The 17753-nt window shown below is 74.8% G+C and carries 14 protein-coding genes and 1 pseudogene; 9 read left to right on the top strand and 6 right to left on the bottom strand.

Going from position 1 to position 17753, the window contains the following annotated elements:
* Window positions 1-61: 61 nt before the first annotated feature.
* From uriT to J1792_RS27850, 4 genes and pseudogenes are all read left to right on the top strand, one after another.
* On the top strand, window positions 62-1525 hold the full coding sequence (uriT, locus tag J1792_RS27865) for a uridine transporter UriT (RefSeq protein ID WP_086573245.1): 1464 nt from the start codon (window positions 62-64) through the stop codon (window positions 1523-1525).
* Window positions 1526-1667: 142 nt separating this feature from the next.
* Window positions 1668-1808: pseudogene (locus J1792_RS27860) on the top strand (FAD-dependent oxidoreductase); the annotation flags it as partial.
* A gap of 65 nt (window positions 1809-1873) precedes the next feature.
* Window positions 1874-3193: an FAD-dependent monooxygenase gene (locus J1792_RS27855; protein ID WP_207248424.1), complete on the top strand. Its 1320-nt coding sequence runs from the start codon at window positions 1874-1876 to the stop codon at window positions 3191-3193.
* An 82-nt stretch (window positions 3194-3275) separates the two neighbouring features.
* Window positions 3276-4850, top strand: a complete 1575-nt coding sequence (locus J1792_RS27850; RefSeq protein ID WP_179198981.1) for an FAD-dependent oxidoreductase — start codon at window positions 3276-3278, stop codon at window positions 4848-4850.
* A gap of 6 nt (window positions 4851-4856) precedes the next feature.
* Here the strand turns inward: J1792_RS27850 and J1792_RS27845 are convergent, their stop codons facing one another.
* The 4 genes from J1792_RS27845 to J1792_RS27830 are packed head-to-tail and all read right to left on the bottom strand — an operon-like array spanning window position 4857 to window position 12371.
* Complete coding sequence (locus tag J1792_RS27845; RefSeq protein WP_086572058.1) at window positions 4857-6056, bottom strand: cytochrome P450; 1200 nt, start codon at window positions 6054-6056, stop codon at window positions 4857-4859.
* Window positions 6053-7657, bottom strand: a complete 1605-nt coding sequence (locus J1792_RS27840) for an FAD-dependent monooxygenase (protein WP_207248423.1) — start codon at window positions 7655-7657, stop codon at window positions 6053-6055. Before J1792_RS27840 ends, J1792_RS27845 begins: the two co-directional genes overlap by 4 nt.
* Window positions 7654-10947, bottom strand: coding sequence for a ferritin-like domain-containing protein (locus tag J1792_RS27835; protein WP_207248422.1), 3294 nt, complete (start codon window positions 10945-10947; stop codon window positions 7654-7656). Before J1792_RS27835 ends, J1792_RS27840 begins: the two co-directional genes overlap by 4 nt.
* Window positions 10947-12371, bottom strand: a complete 1425-nt coding sequence (locus J1792_RS27830) for a flavin monoamine oxidase family protein (protein ID WP_242646780.1) — start codon at window positions 12369-12371, stop codon at window positions 10947-10949. Before J1792_RS27830 ends, J1792_RS27835 begins: the two co-directional genes overlap by 1 nt.
* Between J1792_RS27830 and J1792_RS34640 the strand changes: the two genes are divergently transcribed.
* From J1792_RS34640 to J1792_RS27820, 3 genes are all read left to right on the top strand, one after another.
* Window positions 12288-12623: a hypothetical protein gene (locus J1792_RS34640; protein WP_242646793.1), complete on the top strand. Its 336-nt coding sequence runs from the start codon at window positions 12288-12290 to the stop codon at window positions 12621-12623. The two genes, J1792_RS27830 and J1792_RS34640, sit on opposite strands and share 84 nt — an antisense overlap.
* A 270-nt stretch (window positions 12624-12893) precedes the next feature.
* Window positions 12894-13961: a DMT family transporter gene (locus J1792_RS27825; protein WP_086572063.1), complete on the top strand. Its 1068-nt coding sequence runs from the start codon at window positions 12894-12896 to the stop codon at window positions 13959-13961.
* A gap of 322 nt (window positions 13962-14283) precedes the next feature.
* Window positions 14284-14784 (top strand): inorganic diphosphatase, encoded by a 501-nt coding sequence (locus J1792_RS27820; protein ID WP_086572065.1) that lies wholly within the window; start codon window positions 14284-14286, stop codon window positions 14782-14784.
* Between the two features lie 47 nt (window positions 14785-14831).
* On the opposite strand, the gene ssgD is transcribed toward J1792_RS27820, so the two are convergent.
* A complete protein-coding gene (gene ssgD / locus J1792_RS27815) occupies window positions 14832-15245 on the bottom strand; it encodes a spore wall synthesis regulator SsgD (RefSeq protein WP_086572067.1) in 414 nt (137 codons plus the stop codon).
* A gap of 292 nt (window positions 15246-15537) precedes the next feature.
* Between ssgD and J1792_RS27810 the strand changes: the two genes are divergently transcribed.
* Window positions 15538-16617, top strand: coding sequence for a WD40/YVTN/BNR-like repeat-containing protein (locus tag J1792_RS27810; protein WP_372446187.1), 1080 nt, complete (start codon window positions 15538-15540; stop codon window positions 16615-16617).
* A gap of 28 nt (window positions 16618-16645) precedes the next feature.
* On the opposite strand, the gene J1792_RS27805 is transcribed toward J1792_RS27810, so the two are convergent.
* Window positions 16646-16945: a YciI family protein gene (locus J1792_RS27805; protein ID WP_086572070.1), complete on the bottom strand. Its 300-nt coding sequence runs from the start codon at window positions 16943-16945 to the stop codon at window positions 16646-16648.
* 83 nt (window positions 16946-17028) lie between these two features.
* Here J1792_RS27805 and J1792_RS27800 point away from each other — a divergent pair, with 83 nt between their 5' ends.
* Window positions 17029-17730 (top strand): endonuclease V, encoded by a 702-nt coding sequence (locus J1792_RS27800; RefSeq protein WP_086572072.1) that lies wholly within the window; start codon window positions 17029-17031, stop codon window positions 17728-17730.
* Window positions 17731-17753: the final 23 nt, after the last annotated feature.

The raw sequence follows: 17753 nt of genomic DNA, 5'->3' as shown, positions 1-17753 counted from the left end.
AAAACCCCAGCTGAGCTGGGGTTTTTCTGTGTGTGCAGAACCAAGCGGAGATCCACCAAGCATGAACGTTTCCACCACCGAGCGCGCCGGGCGCGCCACCGGTGACCTGCCCGCCGCCGATGTGACGGGCAGCCGACCCGTCCGGGTGGGCGTGCTCGTCGCCGCACTGCTCACGGCCTGCGTGGCCTTCCAGCTCAACGCCAGCATGCTCAGCCCCGCGCTGAAGAGCATCGAGGACAGCCTGGGCGCCAGCTCGGCCGAGATCGGGCTCACCCAGACCGCCTTCTTCACCTCGGCGGCGCTGTTCTCGCTGTTCCTGCCCCGGCTCGGCGACGTCATCGGCCGCCGCAAGGTGCTGGTCGGCATGCTGACCCTGATGGCCGTCGGCTGCGTCGTCGCCGCGCTCGCGGAGAGCGTGCCCATGCTGTTCGCCGGCCGGATCCTGCAGGGCGCGTCCGGTCCCACCGTGCCGCTGTGCCTGATCATGCTGCGGGTCGAGGTGACCGAGCCCAAGCGCTACGGCACCCTGCTCGGAGTGATCACGGCCGTCAACGGCGGCGTCGCCGGCGTGGACTCCCTCGCGGGCGGCTTCCTCGCGGACAACCACGGCTTCCAGGCCGTCTTCTGGGCGATGGCCGTCGTGGCCGTCGTCGCCACCCTGCTGGTCGCCACCCTGACGCCCGAGACCAAGGTCGCTGCCGCCGACCGCATGGACTGGCCCGGCGTGGCCCTGCTCGTGGTCTCCGTCGGCTCGCTGCTCATCGCCCTGAACGAGGCCGGCAAGCTGGGCGCCGCCCGCTGGTCGATGGTCGTCGCGCTGACGGCCGTCTCCGTCGCCGCCTTCGCCCTGTTCTGGCGCACCGAGAACCGCAGCGCCCACCCGCTGGTCGCCACCCGCCACCTCAAGCAGCGCGCGACCTGGGCCACCCTGCTGACCACCGTGCTCACCATGACCGGCGTCTTCGCCGTCATGAACGGCCTCATCCCCTCCCTGGCCCAGGACGTCCAGGCGGGTCTGGGTCTGTCCGCTGAGGCCTCGGCGTGGTGGACCCTCACCCCGTACGCCCTGGCCGGCCTGGCCATGGGGCCGGTCGCCGGCCGCCTCGCCGCCACCTTCGGCTACGGCCGCGTGCTGCGGCTGGGGCTCGTGGGCTCCGCGGCGTCCGTCGTCCTGATGATCCTCACCATCCCCGCCCACTCGCGGGCCCTGCTCCTGGTGGCCTCGCTGCTGGTCGGCATCACCTACGCGGGCGTGGCGAACATCGTCCTCAACGGCCTGGGCATCGTGCTGTCCCCCAAGGAGAACCCGGGCTTCCTGCCCGGCCTCAACGCCGGCGCCTTCAACCTCGGCGCGGGCCTGAGCTTCGCCCTCCTCTACGCGGTCAAGACGGCCACCCAGCCCGCCGACCCCGCCTCGTCCACCGGCTACACCGCCGGCATGATCGCGGGCGTGGCCATCATGGCCGCCGCCCTGGCGACGTCCTTCCTGATCCCGAAGCCGGTCTCGGCGGAGGCGCAGGACTGAAAGGCCCCGCGTCGCCCCTGAGGCGCATGGCTACGACAGAACCCCGGCCCCGGCCGGGGTTCTGTCGTTCGCGTATCCGTCCGCCGCGTTCCAGGGCAAGGTGGAAGGAAAGGCATGGGCCGCTCGGCGGGGGGAGACAGCCATGAGGGACTTCCGGGACGTCGTGGTCATAGGCGCGGGCCCGACGGGGCTCGCGCTCGCGATCGGGCTGCGGCAGTACGGGGTGGACGTGACCGTCGTGGAGAAGGAGACGCGGGGGAAGCGGGAGGCGCGCGCGGGGGGTGGTGTGGCAGCGGGCCCTGGAGGTGCTGGGGACCTGGGGTGCGCCGAGGAGATGGTGGGGGAGGGGTGTCGCTGCGGCGGGTGGAGGTGTTCGCCGAGGGGCGACGGGTCGGCGGCATGGGGGTGGGGTGCGGGGGCACGGCCTTCCCGTATCCGTTGTCCATCGAGCAGGACGCCGTCGAGCGGTTGCTGGGGGAGCGGCTGGCGGCCGTGGGCGGCGAGGTGCGCTGGTCCACCGAGGCGCTGGCGGTCAGGACCCGGGACGAGAGGGCCGAGGTCGATCTCCGACACCCGGACGGGCGGGTCTCCACCGTCCGCTGCGCCTGGGCCGTGGGGTGCGAGGGGGCGCACAGCGTGGTGCGCAAACAGCTCGGCATCGCGTTCGAGGGCGAGCGGCGGCCCGACCTGCAGTGCGTGCAGCTCAACGCCGAGGCCGACTGGAAGCATCCGTACCACCGCGACCGCAGCTACTTCTTCCTGGAGCGCGGGGCCTCGCTCGGGGTCTCCCCCCGGCCCGGCGGCGGGTACCGCTTCTTCTGCTTCACCACCGACCCGGACCCGGCCCTCGACGGGCCGCCCGGGCTGGAGGAGATGCGGGAGCTGGTCGCCCGGGCCGCGCACGACCCGGGCGTGCGGCTGGTGCCCACGGATCCGCCGTGGGCCAACCGGGCCCGCTTCCAGGACCGCGTCGCCGCCTCGTTGCGCTCCGGCCGCGCGCTGCTGGCCGGGGACAGCGCCCATCTGTGGGCGCCCATCGGCGGGCACGGGCTCAACACCGGCCTGCGCGGCGCGCACAACCTCGCCTGGAAGCTCGCGGCGGTGCTGCGCGGCCGGGCGCCGCAGGAGCTGCTCGACACCTACGACACCGAACAGCGGCTCACCGCCCACAAGGTGATGCGGGAGATGCGGCACAACGTGCTGGAGCTCCCGCCGACCGCCCTGACGCTCCGGGGAATGCGGCTGGCGGGGCCGCGCCTGATGGGCAGTGAGCGGTTCGCCGAGCGGATCCGCACGATGCTCAGCGACCTGGCCATGCACCACCGCGAGAGCGCCCTGTCCGAGGGTGGCGCGGGGGACCGGCTGGCCGATCCGCCGGTGATGGTGGCGGGCCGCCGGCGCCGGCTGCACGAGCTGCTGTCGTACGGGCGCTGGACGCTGCTGGCCGCCCCCGGGGCGCCGCTGGACGAGGACCGGCTGCGGGCCGTGACGGAACGTCATGCCACGCCCGTGGCGGTCGTCCGGCCGCGGCTGGACCCCGGAATGGAGCGGCGGCTGCCCTCGGCGGCGCTGGTGCTCGTACGCCCCGACCGTCACATCGCGCTCAGCACCGACCGCCTCGAGGAGCTGGAGGCGTACATGCGCCGGTGGTTCGTACTAGATAGCTAATATCGGAGAATAGGCCCCTATTGAACCCCCACCGCTTCATCCCGGACCATAAAGGGGGATGAAGCGGAAACGGGGGGACGACATGAGCGACGACACCGGCCCGGATGTCCTGATCATCGGCGGCGGACCCACCGGCCTCGCCCTCGCCGTCGCGCTGCGGCAGCACGGGCTGGCCGTGACCGTCGTCGACAGGAAACCCGGCACCCAGCGGGAAGTGCGGGCCAGCGTCATCTGGCAGCGGGCGCTGGAGATCCTGCGCGACCTCGGCTGCGCCGACCGGTTCACGGACAGCGGACTGCCCCTGCGCCGGGCCGAGATGTACGTCCAGGGGCGCCGTATCGGCGGCCACGAGAACGCCATGGAGCACACGCCCTTCCCCCGGCCGCTGGGCATCGAACAGACCGCCATGGAGAGCCTGCTGGCCGAGCGACTGGCCGAACTGGGCACCGAGGTGTGCTGGGAGACCGAGGCGGTGGCCGTCCGGCCGGGCGCCGGCGGCGCCGAGGTGGACGTACGCGGCCCCGACGGCCGCTCGCGCACGATCGGCTGCCGCTGGGTCGTGGGCTGCGAGGGCGCGCACAGCCTCGTCCGCAAGACGCTGGGCATCGCCTTCGAGGGTGAGCGCCGCGCCGACCTGCAGGCCCTGCAGATCAACGCCGTGCCCGAGTGGAAGTACCCCGTCGCCCCGGACGTCACCTACTTCTTCATCGAGCGCCGCGTGTGCCTCATCGCCTCGCCCCGCCCCGGCGGCGGCTACCGCTTCTTCAGCTTCTGCCAGGACCCCGACCCCGCGCGCGTGGACCCCCCGGACGCCGCCGAGATGCGCGACCTGGTGGCCCGGGCCGCGCACGACCCGGACACCCGCCTGGTGCCCACCGACCCGCGATGGCTGAACCGGGCCCGCTTCCACGACCGCATCGCCGCCTCCCTGCGCCAGGGCCCGGCCCTGCTCGCCGGCGACAGCGCCCACATGTGGGCGCCGGTGGGCGGCCGCGGGCTCAACACCGGCTTCCGGGGCGCGCACAACCTCGCCTGGAAGCTGGCGGCCGTCCACCACGGCTGGGCCGTCGACGCGCTCCTCGACACCTACTCCGCCGAACAGCGGCACACCGCCCAGGAGATCATGCGGCAGATGCGGCGCAATCTGCTGGAGCTGCCGCCGTCCCCGCTCACGCTGGCCGCCATGCGGCTCCTGGGACCGGTGCTGATGGGCAGCGAGCGGTTCAGCCGGCGCGGACGGGCGCTGCTCAGCGAGCTCCCCCGGCACCACCGCGCCAGTGAGCTGTCCACCGACAAGGGCGGCCGGGGCTCCCTGCGCGCCGGCGACCGGCTGCCCGACCTCCCGGTCGGCGAGGGCGGCAAGCGGGGCGGGACGCACGACCTGCTGGCGTACGACCGGTGGACGCTGCTGATCGTCGGCGCAGGCGACGCGATCGGCAACGACCAGCAGTTCGCCCCCCTGAGCCGGCTGATCGGCCGGTACGCGATCCCGGCCGAGGTCTGCGTCCTGCGGCCCGGGCAGCTCGAGGACGGCGCGCTGCCCCGGGACACGATGCTGCTCGTACGGCCCGACGGGCACATCGGGCTGCGGGCACGGCTCGGCGACCGGCAGGCGCTGGAGGACTACCTGCGGCGGTGGTTCCTCCCACGGACCTGACAGCGCTCAGCCGGTGCGCACCACCATCCGTGACGGCCCGTGGAAGACCAGGTCGTCGGCGTAGGTCACCGGCTCGTCGGCCAGGGCGAGCCGGGGCAGGCCGCCCAGCAGCTCCAGCAGGCCCGTCTCCGCCTCGACACGGGCCAGCGGGGCGCCGACGCAGTAGTGCCGGCCCATGCCGAAGCCGCAGTGCCGGCGGGCGTCCCGGCGGATGTCGAGCCGGTCGGGGGACGGGAAACCCGCCGGGTCGCGGTTGGCCGAACCCAGCACCAGGGTCACCTTGCTGCCCGCGGCGATCGTCCGCCCCCCGATCTCGTCGTCCGCGAGGGCCTGCCGGCTGATCATCTGCACCGGCGAGTCGTAGCGGACCAGCTCCTCCACCGCGCCCGGCATCAGCTCCGGCCGCGCCCGCAGCAGGGCGAGCTGCTCGGGGTGGGCGAACAGCGCGAGCAGGCCCTTGGCCACCAGGTTGGTGGTCGTCTCATGACCCGCCGTCAGCAGGTGGACACAGGTGCCGACGAGGACGTCGTCGCCCAGGGCAAGCTGCTCCTGGGCGCGCAGCATCGCGCCGATCAGGTCGGCCTCGTAGCGGTGCTGCGCGGCCCGGCGGCGGGCCAGCTCGGCGCGGAAGTACGCGTCGAGCTCCCGCGCCGCCGCGTCGGCCACCGCGAAGCCGTCGGCCCGGCGCGCCACCCGCGCGCTGGTGGCCTGCTGCAGGTCCACCGCCTGGGCGCGGAACCACGGCCGGTCCGCCGCGCGCACGCCCAGCAGTTCGCTGATGACGAGGATGGGGAAGGGCGCGGCGAAGCGGTCCACCAGGTCGGCGGTGCCGGCCGCGCGCAGCTCCTCGACGAGGGAGGCCGCGAGCTGCCGGATGCGGGGGCGCAGGCCCTCCACGATGCGCGGCGTGAAGCTCTTGGCCACCATCGCGCGCACCCGGGTGTGCTCCGGAGGGTCCATGAAGACCATCCAGTTGGCGGTCGTCCGCCGCAGGTGGGGGCACTCGCGCGGCAGCCGGGACGGCGGCGCGCCCCGCCCGTGGCCCCGGCCGGTCAGCACCCGGGCCACGTCGTCGTGGCGGAAGAGCAGCCAGCCGTCCTCCGCCCGGTGCACCGGGTCCTGCTCGCGGTAGCGCCGGTAGAGGGGGTACGGGTCGGGAACGTGGACGTCCGCGGCGCGGAACGGGGGCAGGGGCGCGTCGCTCATCGCGCACCCCGCACCGTGTCCGCCAGCGCCCCGGGCTCCGCCGGAAGGGCGGCGCCCCGCCAGGCGACGTGGCCGTCCGGGCGGACCAGGACGTGCAGGCCCCGGTACGGCTCCGGCGCCTCCTCGTCCCAGCGGGTGACGCCCAGCGGCACGCGCCGGCGCGCGAAGGCGTCCTCGAACCCCTTCAGCCGCGGCTCGTCCGCCCGCGCCGCGCACAGCAGCCGGAAGGACCGCCCGAACAGGTCGAGCGTGGAGCGGCCCGGGCCCAGCCGGGCGTGCGGCGCCCGCCCGCCCGGCAGCGGCGTCCGCCGCCACTCCCCGCCCCGCTCGCCGCCGCCCACGACCAGCGGCGAGTCGTAGCGGTAGCCGAAGTGCACGTCGGGCGCCTCGAATTCGCGCCGCACCCCGCCGCACCTGAGCCCGCGCGCCACCGCCGCGCGGGCCTCGACGCCCCGCGGGGTGTCCAGCAGGACCTCCGCGGGGACCTCGCGGCGCACCGTCCGAGTCAGGTTGGCGTTGGCCTCCTCGAGGCTGCGCGCCGCGACCGGGCGGCGCTCGGCCTCGTACGCGTCGAGCAGCCCGGGCCCGGCCCAGCCCGCCAGTTCGGCGGCGAGCTTCCAGCCCAGGTCGGCGGCGTCGGCTATGCCGGTGTTCATGCCGAACCCCCCGGACGGCGAGAGCGTGTGGGCGGCGTCGCCCACGAGCAGCACACGGCCGGCGCGGTAGCGCTCGGCGACGCGGTGGGTGAGGTACCAGACGTTCTCGGAGAGGATCTCCAGCGGGGTGTCGAAGGCGATGGCCGAGCGGACCACCGACAGCGCGTCCCCTTCCAGGGTCAGCCCCGCCCCGGCCGTGAGCCGGTACAGCTCCCGGCCGTCCATCGACCGCAGCGGGAAGCGCAGCCCTCCGGGCTGCACCAGGAAGTACACCAGGGCACTCCGCCCGGCCAGCCGCTCGCGCAGCCGGGGCGCCCGGAAGAGGATGTTGCGGAAGACCTGGGTGGGGTGACGGGCCGGTGCCGCGATGCCCGCCGCCTTGCGCACGGGCGAGGACGCGCCGTCGCAGGCGGCGAGATAGCGCGCCCGGACGGTCAGGCGCCTGCCGCCGTCGTCCAGGTCGCGCGCGGTGGCGGTCACCGCGTCCGCGTCCTGGACGACGCTCTCCACGCGGCAGCGGCGCCGCAGCGGGCCGTCCGGGTGGAGGCCCACCGCGCGGGCCAGCAGCGGCGAGAGCCAGTGCTGCGGGCACACCTGCTCGGGCTCGGGCGTCCAGGGTGGTTCGGGCCGGTCCCGGGTCGTGCCGAAGTCCAGGCGGTGGATCTCGTGGCCGCCCAGCGCGGTCACCCAGACGACGTCCAGCGGATGGTCCTCCGGCCAGCCCGCCGCGCGGATCGCGTCCGCGACGCCCCAGCGCCGGAACAGCTCCATCGACCGCGGGCCGACGGTGCCCACCTTGGGGTGCGCCACGCTGCCGTCGGAGGCCTCCACCACCATGAAGTCCACGCCCCGCTGGGCCAGGTCCAGGGCCAGCGCCATCCCGACCGGCCCGGCCCCCACGACGAGGACGTCGGTGTCGTAGTGCGTCCTGCCCGGGTTCGTCATGCCCGCTCCTCACTGCGGCGGAAGAAGTCGGCGTAGAAGGCCGCCATGCCGGCGACCTGCGCCGGCACCGGCTCGCATTTGCGGGCCGCCGCCGACAGGTGGTCGAAGCGCAGCGCGAGCGAGCGGCGGGCCACGTCGGGGCGGGGCACGCAGGCGGGCGGGGCGTCGAGCTCGAAGGTGGGGCCGGCCGTGCGGCCGCGCCGCCCCGACTCCATCGTCACCAGCAGCTCGGCCAGCGGGCGCATCATGCCCGTCATCACGTCGATCGAGGCGTTCATCAGCTTCGACCGGCGCAGGCTGCCGTCCGGGCTCTCGCCGAAGTGCTGCGCCATCAGCTGCAACGTCAGGTGGTACGAGCGGTTGAACAGCCGCCCCACCGCGCGCGCCTCCGGGTCGGTGATCGCGTCCTTCGCCCCGCCGCCCGCCCCCAGGGTGGGGTTGCGCAGCACCGGGTAGGCCGGGCTCCACGACACCAGATGTCCGTACGGGCCCGGGACGCGCTCGGTGGTGAGCGCCTCGCCGATCCGCAGGAAGCTCTGGAAGTGCGAGGAGTCCGAGGGCGCGGCCCCGCCCAGCACGCCGCCCTCGCCCTGCTCGGCGATGACGTCCACCGCGAACAGGGCGCTGGAGAGGTCGTCGACCTCCAGCTGGTAGTCCGGGTGCACGGCGTCCACCGATTCGCGCAGGAACAGATGGTGCTCGCCGCCGCCGCGCCCCTTCTCCACCAGGAACAGGCCCGGGACGCGGCGCAGCCCTTCCCTGATGCCCGCGTACAGCTCGCTCACCGAGCCCCAGGTGAATCCGAGCGGCCGCACGGGCGCGCCGCGCGGACCGCCCTCGGAGCGAACCCCGGGGACGAGCCCGGCGGGCTGCTCGATGGCGATGTAGCGCTGCACGCTGCCGACGCTCAGCCCCTCGAGCGCGAAGTCCAGCGGCACCGGCAGCTCGGCGCCGATCGTGGCGAAGTCGACGAGCGGGATGTGGAAGGGCTCGCCCGTCGCCGTGATGATGTTGTTGACCAGCAGGAAGTGGATCATCTCCTCGCGCGCCACGTTCAGCAGGACCCCGCGGATCCCGTCGTCCGTCGTCGCCCCGCCCTGCCCGCAGGCGAGCTCCAGCTGCCCGGCGGTCCACTCGCCCCGGCGCACGTACTCCCTGCCCGCGCCGTGGGTCGGCACGGAGAACGCCGCGTAGAGGTACTGCAGCATCACGGCCAGCTCCAGGGCTGCCGCCTGCCGCAGCGCGGTCAGCAGCTCGCCCCGGGTGGTGATGGCCGGCTCCCCGGCGAGGACGGCCGGGGTGGTCAGCGGCGGGCGCGTGCGCGCCTGGTGGTTGCGCAGATACGCCAGCAGCAGCCGCGCCTTGGGATCGGTGAGATCGCGCGTGGGCGGCATGTAGTACGTCTTCTCCTTGTTGCGCGGGTCGCACATCTGCCACACCAGCTCCGCGTACGTCTCCACCTTGCAGCGGTCGGCGAGGCTGAAGACCTCCGAGCGCATGAAGGAGGAGATGTGCTCGTAGAAGGCGAAGACCTCCCGGTGCAGGAGCGCGAAGTCCACCTCCGCCCTGGGCACGTCGTCCAGGTACCAGTCGTCGGGCAGCACACGCACCGCCAGGGAGCCGGCGCCCGCCCAGAAGCCCAGCGCGTCCTCGTCGTCGTACGCTGCCCACGCCGAGCCCTCGGCGGCCGGGTCGACGGGCGGCGGGCCGGCCGGGTCCGCGGACAGCAGCACCCGGCACGTGCCGGCCCGTTCGCCGCGCAGGGTCAGCAGGCCGCGCCCGTGCTCGTCGGTCGCCACCACGCAACCCTCGGCGTACGGGCCCTCGTCGCGCATCCCGAGGACCACCGCGTCCCGGCAACGGGCCCCGGGCGCGCCCGCGACCGGGTCGGCGGGCAGGGCACGGGGGTTGAAGAACTGCCGCGCGGACACCCGGCCCACGCTCGCCGGACGGCCGCGCACGAACGACCGCAGTGGCACGCCGACCGCGTGGTCGCGGCCGTGGCCGCGGTCGCGGTGGTGCAGGACGAGCAGGGCGTCGTCGGTCTGCACGTTGGCCTCGCGCTCGGCCAGCAGCGTGGTGCGCCGCCGGGCGCCGGGCGGGGTGCCGGTCAGGCACAGCCCCTCGTCCGCCGCCGCCTCCCACCCGGGCTCGGCGGGCACCGTGACGATGCCCGAGGTCGCGTCCGAGGGGTACGCCCCCGCCGGCACCCGGGCGACCAGCCGCCCGGATCCGGCCGTACGCAGCTCCAGGTCGCCGGCGTCCAGGGGCGGCCCGAGCCGGTGCAGCGGGCCGGGGCCCGCCTGCCGCGCCCGGTCGGTGACCGGCACGGCGGAGACCATGTTGAAGGCGGCCCGGCCGCGGGCCACCTCCACCGTCATGTGGTGCAGCGTCCGCCCCGTCCCCGCGAGGGGGACCAGCAGCCGCCCGGCGGGGTAGCTGCGCATCTCCTCCGCGCGCCACGGGGCGATCGTGCCGCGCACCCGCCAGTGGCTGGGGGCGTCGGGGACCGTCGGCGAGGACATGGCGTCCAGGGCGAACTGGACCACCAGCCCGTCCGCGCCCCGCTCCACCGCCCGGCGCAGCGCGCCGACGGCGGGGGAGCGGTCGCTGTCCGGAAGCCACCCCAGCCCGCGCTCCGGGCCGCCGGGCGGGGTGAGCACGAACTGGTGGACGGCGCAGTAGCGCAGTTGCCGGGCCAGGACGTGCTCGCCCACGTCGAGGATCCGGCCGAAGTCGGCCCAGCGCGGCGGCTGGAGGCCGCTGACGGGGCCGGTGAGCATATAGCCGTCGTCGTGCGAGCGCCCCAGCCGCCCGAACCCGAACCGGCCGACCATCAGCGCCGTCGTCCACCCCGAGGCCGGGTCGAGGTCGAAGACGCGGGCCCGGTTGACGGTGGTGCGCAGATAGGGGTTGTAGTGCCCCCACACGTCCACGCTCCGGCCCACGACCGGATCGGCGGTGCCGGGCGGATCCCCGGGGGCGGCGTCCGGGCCCTCCACCGACACGACCTCGGCGGTGATCCAGAAGTGGCCGTTGCCGTCGAAGTTCCAGCCCTTCGCGGCGCTGAACTCCCCCTCCGGCGACGGCCGTCCGGCCGCGTCGAAGCGCGGCCCGCGCCGCCGCAGATAGTCGTGGTACTCGGCGGCGGGCCGCTCGACGGGGAACGGCCCGTCGTCCGTCAGCGCGCGGTGGGCCGCCAGATCGGTCAGCCCGCCGCGCGGTCCGGTCGGCAGCTTCGTCGTGGCGGTGCCGGCGAAGTGCAGCCTGGGCAGGTCGAACACGCTCATCACAGGGCTCCCGCTGGGTCGTGGCGGTCGGCGGCGGTCGCGGTGCGGTGGGCCCGATCGTGGCGTCCGACGGCTTCGACGGCCCGCAGCGCGGATTCGATCCCTCCCTCGATCCACGCGGAGGCCGTCGAGCAGTGCTCGCCGGCGAAGAACAGCCGGCCCACCGGGTGGAACGCGCGGCGCAGTTCCTCCGCGCACCTCTCGTCGCTCTTGCCCCAGCGGTAGGCGCAACCGCCGCCGCTCCAGGCGACGTTCCCCCACGCCACGCTCACGACGTCCAGCACCATGCCGGGAGTCATCAGCTCGGGGTGGACCACGCTGAGCTCGTCGAGGACGAGGCGGTGCCGCCGCCGTGCGGACATCCGGCCGAGCCGGGCGGCCTCGTCGCCGATGGTGTAGCTGGCGAGCAGCGCCGCGCCCTGCCCGGGTGCGCCGTCGGGGGCCGGATAGTACGTCTGGCGGACGCGCCCTCCGGTGAACGAGGCCCCGCCCTGTATGCCTCCCTCGCGCCAGAACGCCTCGCGGCAGTGGACGGCCACCTTGGTGGCCGGGCAGTACTCCACCTCCCGCAGCACGTCCAGCTTGTCGGCGTCCAGCCCCCGCAGCCGCATCCGGCGGACGGCGGGGAAGGGCGCGGTGCACACCACGAGGTCCGCGTGCTCCTCGACCGTGCGGCTGCCGGCGCGGACGGTGAGCCGGACGAGGTCGTCGCACACCTCGATCCCGGTCACCCGGTGGCCGAGAAGCACCGGCCCGCGCAGCCGGCCGGCCACGGCGCGCGGCAGCGCGTCCATGCCGCCGTGCAGACGCAGCAGGTCGGGGCTGGTCTCGGCGAGGATGTCGTCGAGGAAGCTGTTGAGCCGGGCGCTGCAGCCCGCCCGGATGCCTGGGTGGGCGGAGAACAGCGAGTGGAGGTCGACCCGGTCGCGGGCCGGGCCGCGCAGATGCGGGCCGAGGTCGACGAGGGCGACCAGGTCCAGCAGCTGGCGCCGCAGGTCCGTGCGCAGCGCCTCCCGCAGGTCGGGCGGGGCGATGGCGTCGACGATGGCCGTCAGCCAGGCGCCGAAGGCGACGATGCCGTCGTCGAGGCGCTCGTCGTGGCGCTGCCAGGGGCGGTGTCGTTCCAGCTCGCGCCGGAAGTTCTCGCGCAGCGGGCCGGAAGCCTCCCGGATGCGCAGGAAGCCGTCCTCGGTGCGCAGGAAGGCGTTTTCGTCGGACAGGAGTGTGGTGAAGGTGCGGAGTTTTCCGGCCAGCCCCATTCGTCGAATGTATTCGAGGGCGTGGTGGTGATGGGCCGGAATGCGCATGGCGCCGAGTTCCACGGACGGTGCGCCGGGGCCATGGCCGAACCGGTGGGTGTGGATGCGCCCCCCGATGCGTGTGGTGCCTTCCAGGACCCTGACGCGGTAACCCCGGCACTCCAGTTCGTAGGCCGTGACGAGACCGGAGATTCCGGCCCCGATGACGACGACCCGGCGGCCGGGCCGTTCGAATTTCTCGAATGCGTGAGCATGCCAAATCTGCGAAGCGGCGTCCATCGGTGTTCCCCCCGTGACCTGCTCAATTCCCCCATCGAGCCCGCCCATATATTTCATGTGCGCGGGCTCGTGGCAATGGTAATTCAGGCCGTCGGCATTCCGGCGCGGGATTTTCCGGAAGGCGTCGACAAAGGATGAGACGCCATACGCAGAAAAACGGCCGTCGATCCCCCGGGAATCCCATGCGGAAATGCGCCGGAACGCTCCGGCACCTCACGCCGGCCTCTCACGGCACTTGTGACGCGCTGGTGCCGCCCCGCGTACTCCTTGAGGAGTACGGAAAAGCCCGTACTCAAGTACGACGCCCGGGCCGCTGGTGGACGGCATCGTGGAGGGCATGGATCACCAGGGGACGGATCGAAGAGACGGGCCGGGCCGCGGAGGCGCCCAGGACGAGGGGGGACGGCCGTGAGCACGCTCGTCCCGGCGGTGCTGCTGTGCCTGGTGTCCGCCGTCTGCTACGCCGGCGCGGCCATCGCCCAGGAGCGCGTCGCCGCCACCGCCACCGGCCGCGCGGACGCGGCGTACGCGCCGCTGCGCCGCCCGGGCTGGTGGGGCGCGGTCGCGCTCACCGGACTGGGCTCCGCGCTCCACGTCGTGGCGCTGGCCTGCGGGCCGCTCAGCCTGGTGCAGCCGCTGGGCGCCCTGACGATCGTCTTCGCGCTGCCCATGGCCGCACTCTTCGCCTGCCGGCCCGTCGGCCCCGCCGGGTGGCGCGGCGCGCTGCTGGCCACCGTCGGACTGGCCGGACTGCTGAGCCTGACCGGACCGCCGCGCACGGAATCCCTCGCCGTCGGGGAACGGCCGCTCCTGGCCGCCGGCGTGCTCGCCTTCGCCGCCGCGGTGGCGCTCGGCGCCCGCCGGCTGCGCCGCCCGGTCGTCCGCGGCGTGGCGCTGGCCACGGCCGCCGGCGCGGCCTTCGGCATGGCCTCGGTCTTCACCAAGGCCGTCGCCGAGGACTGGGCCGCGCACCAGGCCGTGCCCGCCCTGCTGCCGCCCCTCGGCGCCATCGCCCTCCTCGCCTCGGCGGGCATGCTCCTCTCCCAGGCCTCCTACCGCGACGCCGGCCTCGCCGCCCCCCTGGCCACGGTCACCGTCGTCAACCCCGTGGTCGCCGCAGCCGTCGGCGTCCTGGCCCTCGGCGAGGACTTCCGCTTCGGAACGACCGGCGCCCTGCTCGCGGCAACGGCCGGCCTGTTGGCGGCGTCCGGCGTGGTGGCCCTGACGCTGCAGGACCCCGGCCCTGCGGGCGGCGGGCGAGAGGCCGTGCCGGCGGGCGGGCCGGGGTCCGGCGCCGCGACGGCCGAGCTCGCGCCCGCTGTCGCGACGGCCGCCTCCCGACCCGGCCCCAGGCCCCGACGCGGCCCCGCACCCGCGAGCCGGGCTTCCGGCGCGGGCGCGACCGCCCGGGTACCCGGCGCGCGATCGCGCGCCCGGCGTCCCGTGCCGGAACGTTCCGGCACGCGGCAGGGCTGACTGACGGGCCGTGAGGCGGCGGCCGGCACCGGACGGATGAACGGCCGGATCCGGGCTCGGCCCCGGGCCTGACGCCGTCTGCCTCGCGAGGCGGCCGTCCGGGCCGGCCCTGCGGCACCCGCCGCCCCCGGACGCCCGCAGGGCGCCCTGCGGCATCCGTCGAACACCGCCGTGCGGCACCCGCGGAACTCCCCCAGCCGCTCGCAGGGCGTACGGCGGCGCACCCGCACCCCACCGGGGCCCCGCCGGAGGCGCCATGGCGCTCGTAGGCCGGTTCGCGCCACCATGGTTGATCCCGCCGCCTCTTTCCGGAGGAGCCCCCATGGACTTCGACGTCGTCGTGGAGATCCCGCAAGGCAGCCGCAACAAGTACGAGATGGACCACGCGTCGGGGCGAATCCGGCTGGACCGGATGCTGTTCACCTCGACCCGCTACCCGGCCGACTACGGCTACATCGACAAAACCCTCGGCGCCGACGGGGAGCCGCTGGACGCGCTCGTGCTGGCGGGCGATCCGACCTTTCCCGGCATCGTCATCCGGTGCCGGGCGATCGGGCTCTTCCGGATGCGTGACGAACGGGGGGCGGACGACAAGGTGTTGTGCGTGCCGTCCGGGGATCCGCGGCACGAGCACCTGAGGGATCTGCGGCATCTGCCGGAGTTCGACCGGCTGGAGATCCAGCACTTCTTCGAGGTCTACAAGGAGCTCGAGCCGGGCAAGTCGGTGGAGGCCGCCCGCTGGGCGGGCCGGGACGCCGCGGAGACCGAGATCGTCGCCTCGCGCGTACGGGCCGAGCGGGCGGGGGAGGGCGCGCGCTGGTGAGCGCCCCGTCCGGGCCGCGTCGGTCGCGGCCCGGACGGGGCGCCCCCTCAGGCCTGGCGCAGCAGGGCCGCCAGGTCGCTGTCCACGTCGAGGTGACCGCCCTCGCCGCCCACCGGCACCAGCGTGTAGGTGCGGGCGAGGAACGCCCGCAGTTCGGGGGTGTCGATCTGTACCATGGCCACGCCCTCCGGCGCGTGGAACTCCAGCACCGTGCGGTGCGGGCCGCACGGCCACACCCGTACGTCGCCGCCGCCCGCCGAGCGCAGCAGGCCCCGCGCCAGCAGCTCGCGGGCGAAGGCCCATTCGACGTCCGCCCCGTCGAGGGAGGCCGCCGGGGGGAAGGCCACGCGCACGGCGAAGGGGTCGGAGCGCCGGTACAGCAGGCGCGCGGGAACCGTCCGGGACGGCGGGGCCGACGCGATGATCCGTGCCTGGACAGCCTGTTCGATGACAGTGGACAACGCCAGCTCCCTTGCGGTCGTTTTCCGGTGGTGCTCTTCCGTGCCGTTACGACGTCCTCGTGTGGTGAGACGAGTGAACGATCGCCGTAGTGCACATGATTCGAGCGTGAGCTGTATCACTGCCCTTTTAAAAGAAGACATTTGCCTTCTACGTCAATGAACTTGAAGGAATTACGGCAAGGCTGGCGTCATCAAGCGTTGTTTTGCGTCGCCCGGGCTCACTGCCGCCCCGGCAACACCGTCCGTTTCTTGTCGTGGACGCGTCGCCGCCGCTCCGCTAGCTTCCCCCCTCATGAAGCGGATGGGGAAGACGTTGCGCGCAGTACTGGCGGGGGCCTGCGGGGCCGCCCTCGCCCTGGTGGGGACGGCGCCCTCGGCGCAGGCCGCCCCGCACCCGCTGTCCTGGGAGACCAAGGACACCGGCACCGACGCCCGCTTCCGGGGGCTGGCGGCCGTCGGCCGCTCCACGGCGTGGCTGGCGGGCACCAAGGGGACGGTCCTGCTCACCCGGGACGGCGGCCGCAGCTGGCGCGACGTCTCGCCGCCGGGCGCGGGCGGCCTGGAGTTCCGCGACGTCGAGGCGTTCGACGCGCGGCACGCGGTGGTCCTGGCCATCGGCGAGGGCGAGGCCTCGCGGATCCTGCGCACCGACGACGGCGGGGCGAGCTGGACCGAGACCTTCCGCAACACCGACCCGAGGGCCTTCTACGACTGTGTGACGTTCTTCGACCGCCGGCACGGCATCGCGCTGGGCGACCCCGTCGACGGCAGGTTCCGCATCCTGGCCACCGGCGACGGCGGGCGCAGCTGGCGCCCGGCGCCCGACGGGGGGATGCCCGCCGCCCTGCCCGGCGAGGCCGCCTTCGCCGCGAGCGGCCAGTGCGTGGTGAGCTCCGGCGGCCGCGACGCGTGGATCGCCACCGGCGGTGCGGCCGCCTCCCGCGTGCTGCACTCCGCCGACCGGGGCCGCACCTGGACGGCCACCACGACACCCGTACCGGCCGGCGACCCCGCCCGCGGCGTGTTCGCCCTCGCCTTCCGCGACCGCGCGCACGGACTGGCCGTCGGCGGCGACTACCGCACCGGGCAGCCGTCGCCGGCCGCCGCGGCCCTCAGCGGCGACGGCGGCCGCCACTGGACGACGGCGCCCCGCCCGCCGGCCGCCTACCGCTCCGGCGTCGCCTGGCTGCCGCGCGGCCGCGCCACGGCGGTGGCCGTCGGCCCGACCGGCAGCGAGGTCAGCACGGACGGCGGCCGTCAGTGGCACGGCTTCGACACCGGGTCGTACGACACGGTCGCCTGCGCGCCCGACGGCGCCTGCTGGGCGGCCGGGGAGAAGGGGCGCGCCGCGCGCCTCGGCACGGGGCGGTAGGGCGCGTGGCGGCGGGGCCCGCCTCGCCTCAGGAGGGCAGCTCCTGGCGGTAGGACTCCATCGCCTCCGAGGTCTTCGTCGGGATGAACTCCGTGATCGTGTAGTCGCACACGCCCGCCACGGTGAAGGGATCGCTCTGGGTGATCTCCTCGATCTTCGACCGGTCGTCGCCGAGGGCCAGGATGATCCCGCCGTCGCGGGGCACCTTGCGGCCGGAGGCGATGAAGACGCCGGACGCGTAGTGGGCGTCCAGCCAGGCGACGTGCTCGGCCATGGCGGCGTCGATGCGGTCGATCGGAGCGATGTAGGTCAGTTCCAGTACAAACATGATCGACAGGCTACGCCGCGGCCCGGCGGGGAAGGGCGCCCGCCGACGGGCGTGGCGCGCGTGTCCCTTAGCGTGGGGGCACCATGACTGACGCACCGTACGCCCTGCCCCCCGACTGGCCCACCACCGAGGCGGAAGCGACCGCCGTGCAGGAGGAGTTGCGGGGGCGGGTGGTGCTGGACGAGCCGGGGCCGCCGCCCGGCGCGCCCCTGGTGGCGGTCGGCGTGGACGTCGCGTACGACGACGAGCGCGACGTCGTCGCGGCGGCCGCCGTCGCGCTCGACGCCACGACGCTGGACGTCGTCGCCGAGGCGACGGCGGTCGGCCGGGTCTCCTTCCCCTATGTGCCGGGCCTGCTGGCGTTCCGTGAGGTCCCCACCGTCCTCGACGCCCTCGCCCGGCTGGACGTCACGCCCGGCCTCGTCGTCTGCGACGGCTACGGCCTCGCCCACCCCCGCCGCTTCGGCCTGGCCAGCCACCTCGGGGTGCTGACGGGCCTGCCGGTCGTCGGCGTCGCGAAGAACCCCTTCACCTTCCGCTTCGAGCCGCCCGGACCACTGCGCGGCGACGCCTCGCCGCTGCTGGACGGCGAGGAGGAGGTGGGGCGGGCGCTGCGCACCCAGCCCGGCGTCAAGCCGGTCTTCGTCTCCGTCGGCCACCGCGTCGGCCTCGACCGGGCGTGCGAGCACGTCCTGCGGCTGGCCCCGCGCTTCCGGCTGCCGGAGACCACCCGGGCCGCCGACGCGCTCTGCCGGCGCGCGCTGGCCGGCCACGGGCGCCCTTGACGCGCCCCCGGCCGTCGGCCAGA

Source organism: Streptomyces triculaminicus (assembly GCF_017349075.1).
In the GTDB taxonomy this organism is placed as follows: domain Bacteria; phylum Actinomycetota; class Actinomycetes; order Streptomycetales; family Streptomycetaceae; genus Streptomyces; species Streptomyces triculaminicus.
Note: the sequence above shows the minus strand (reverse complement) of the source record. Positions and strands in the feature narration are given on the sequence as shown.

What these genes read in the sequence shown, in the direction of transcription:
- J1792_RS27810 (WP_372446187.1), top strand. Translation starts at nt 15,538, where the DNA reads ATGAAGCGGATGGGGAAGACGTTGCGCGCAGTACTGGCGGGGGCCTGC.
- J1792_RS27845 (WP_086572058.1), bottom strand. Translation starts at nt 6,056, where the DNA reads ATGAGCGACGCGCCCCTGCCCCCGTTCCGCGCCGCGGACGTCCACGTT.
- uriT (WP_086573245.1), top strand. Translation starts at nt 62, where the DNA reads ATGAACGTTTCCACCACCGAGCGCGCCGGGCGCGCCACCGGTGACCTG.
- J1792_RS27805 (WP_086572070.1), bottom strand. Translation starts at nt 16,945, where the DNA reads ATGTTTGTACTGGAACTGACCTACATCGCTCCGATCGACCGCATCGAC.
- J1792_RS34640 (WP_242646793.1), top strand. Translation starts at nt 12,288, where the DNA reads ATGGCCGAACCGGTGGGTGTGGATGCGCCCCCCGATGCGTGTGGTGCC.
- J1792_RS27800 (WP_086572072.1), top strand. Translation starts at nt 17,029, where the DNA reads ATGACTGACGCACCGTACGCCCTGCCCCCCGACTGGCCCACCACCGAG.
- J1792_RS27840 (WP_207248423.1), bottom strand. Translation starts at nt 7,657, where the DNA reads ATGACGAACCCGGGCAGGACGCACTACGACACCGACGTCCTCGTCGTG.
- J1792_RS27835 (WP_207248422.1), bottom strand. Translation starts at nt 10,947, where the DNA reads ATGAGCGTGTTCGACCTGCCCAGGCTGCACTTCGCCGGCACCGCCACG.
- J1792_RS27820 (WP_086572065.1), top strand. Translation starts at nt 14,284, where the DNA reads ATGGACTTCGACGTCGTCGTGGAGATCCCGCAAGGCAGCCGCAACAAG.
- J1792_RS27850 (WP_179198981.1), top strand. Translation starts at nt 3,276, where the DNA reads ATGAGCGACGACACCGGCCCGGATGTCCTGATCATCGGCGGCGGACCC.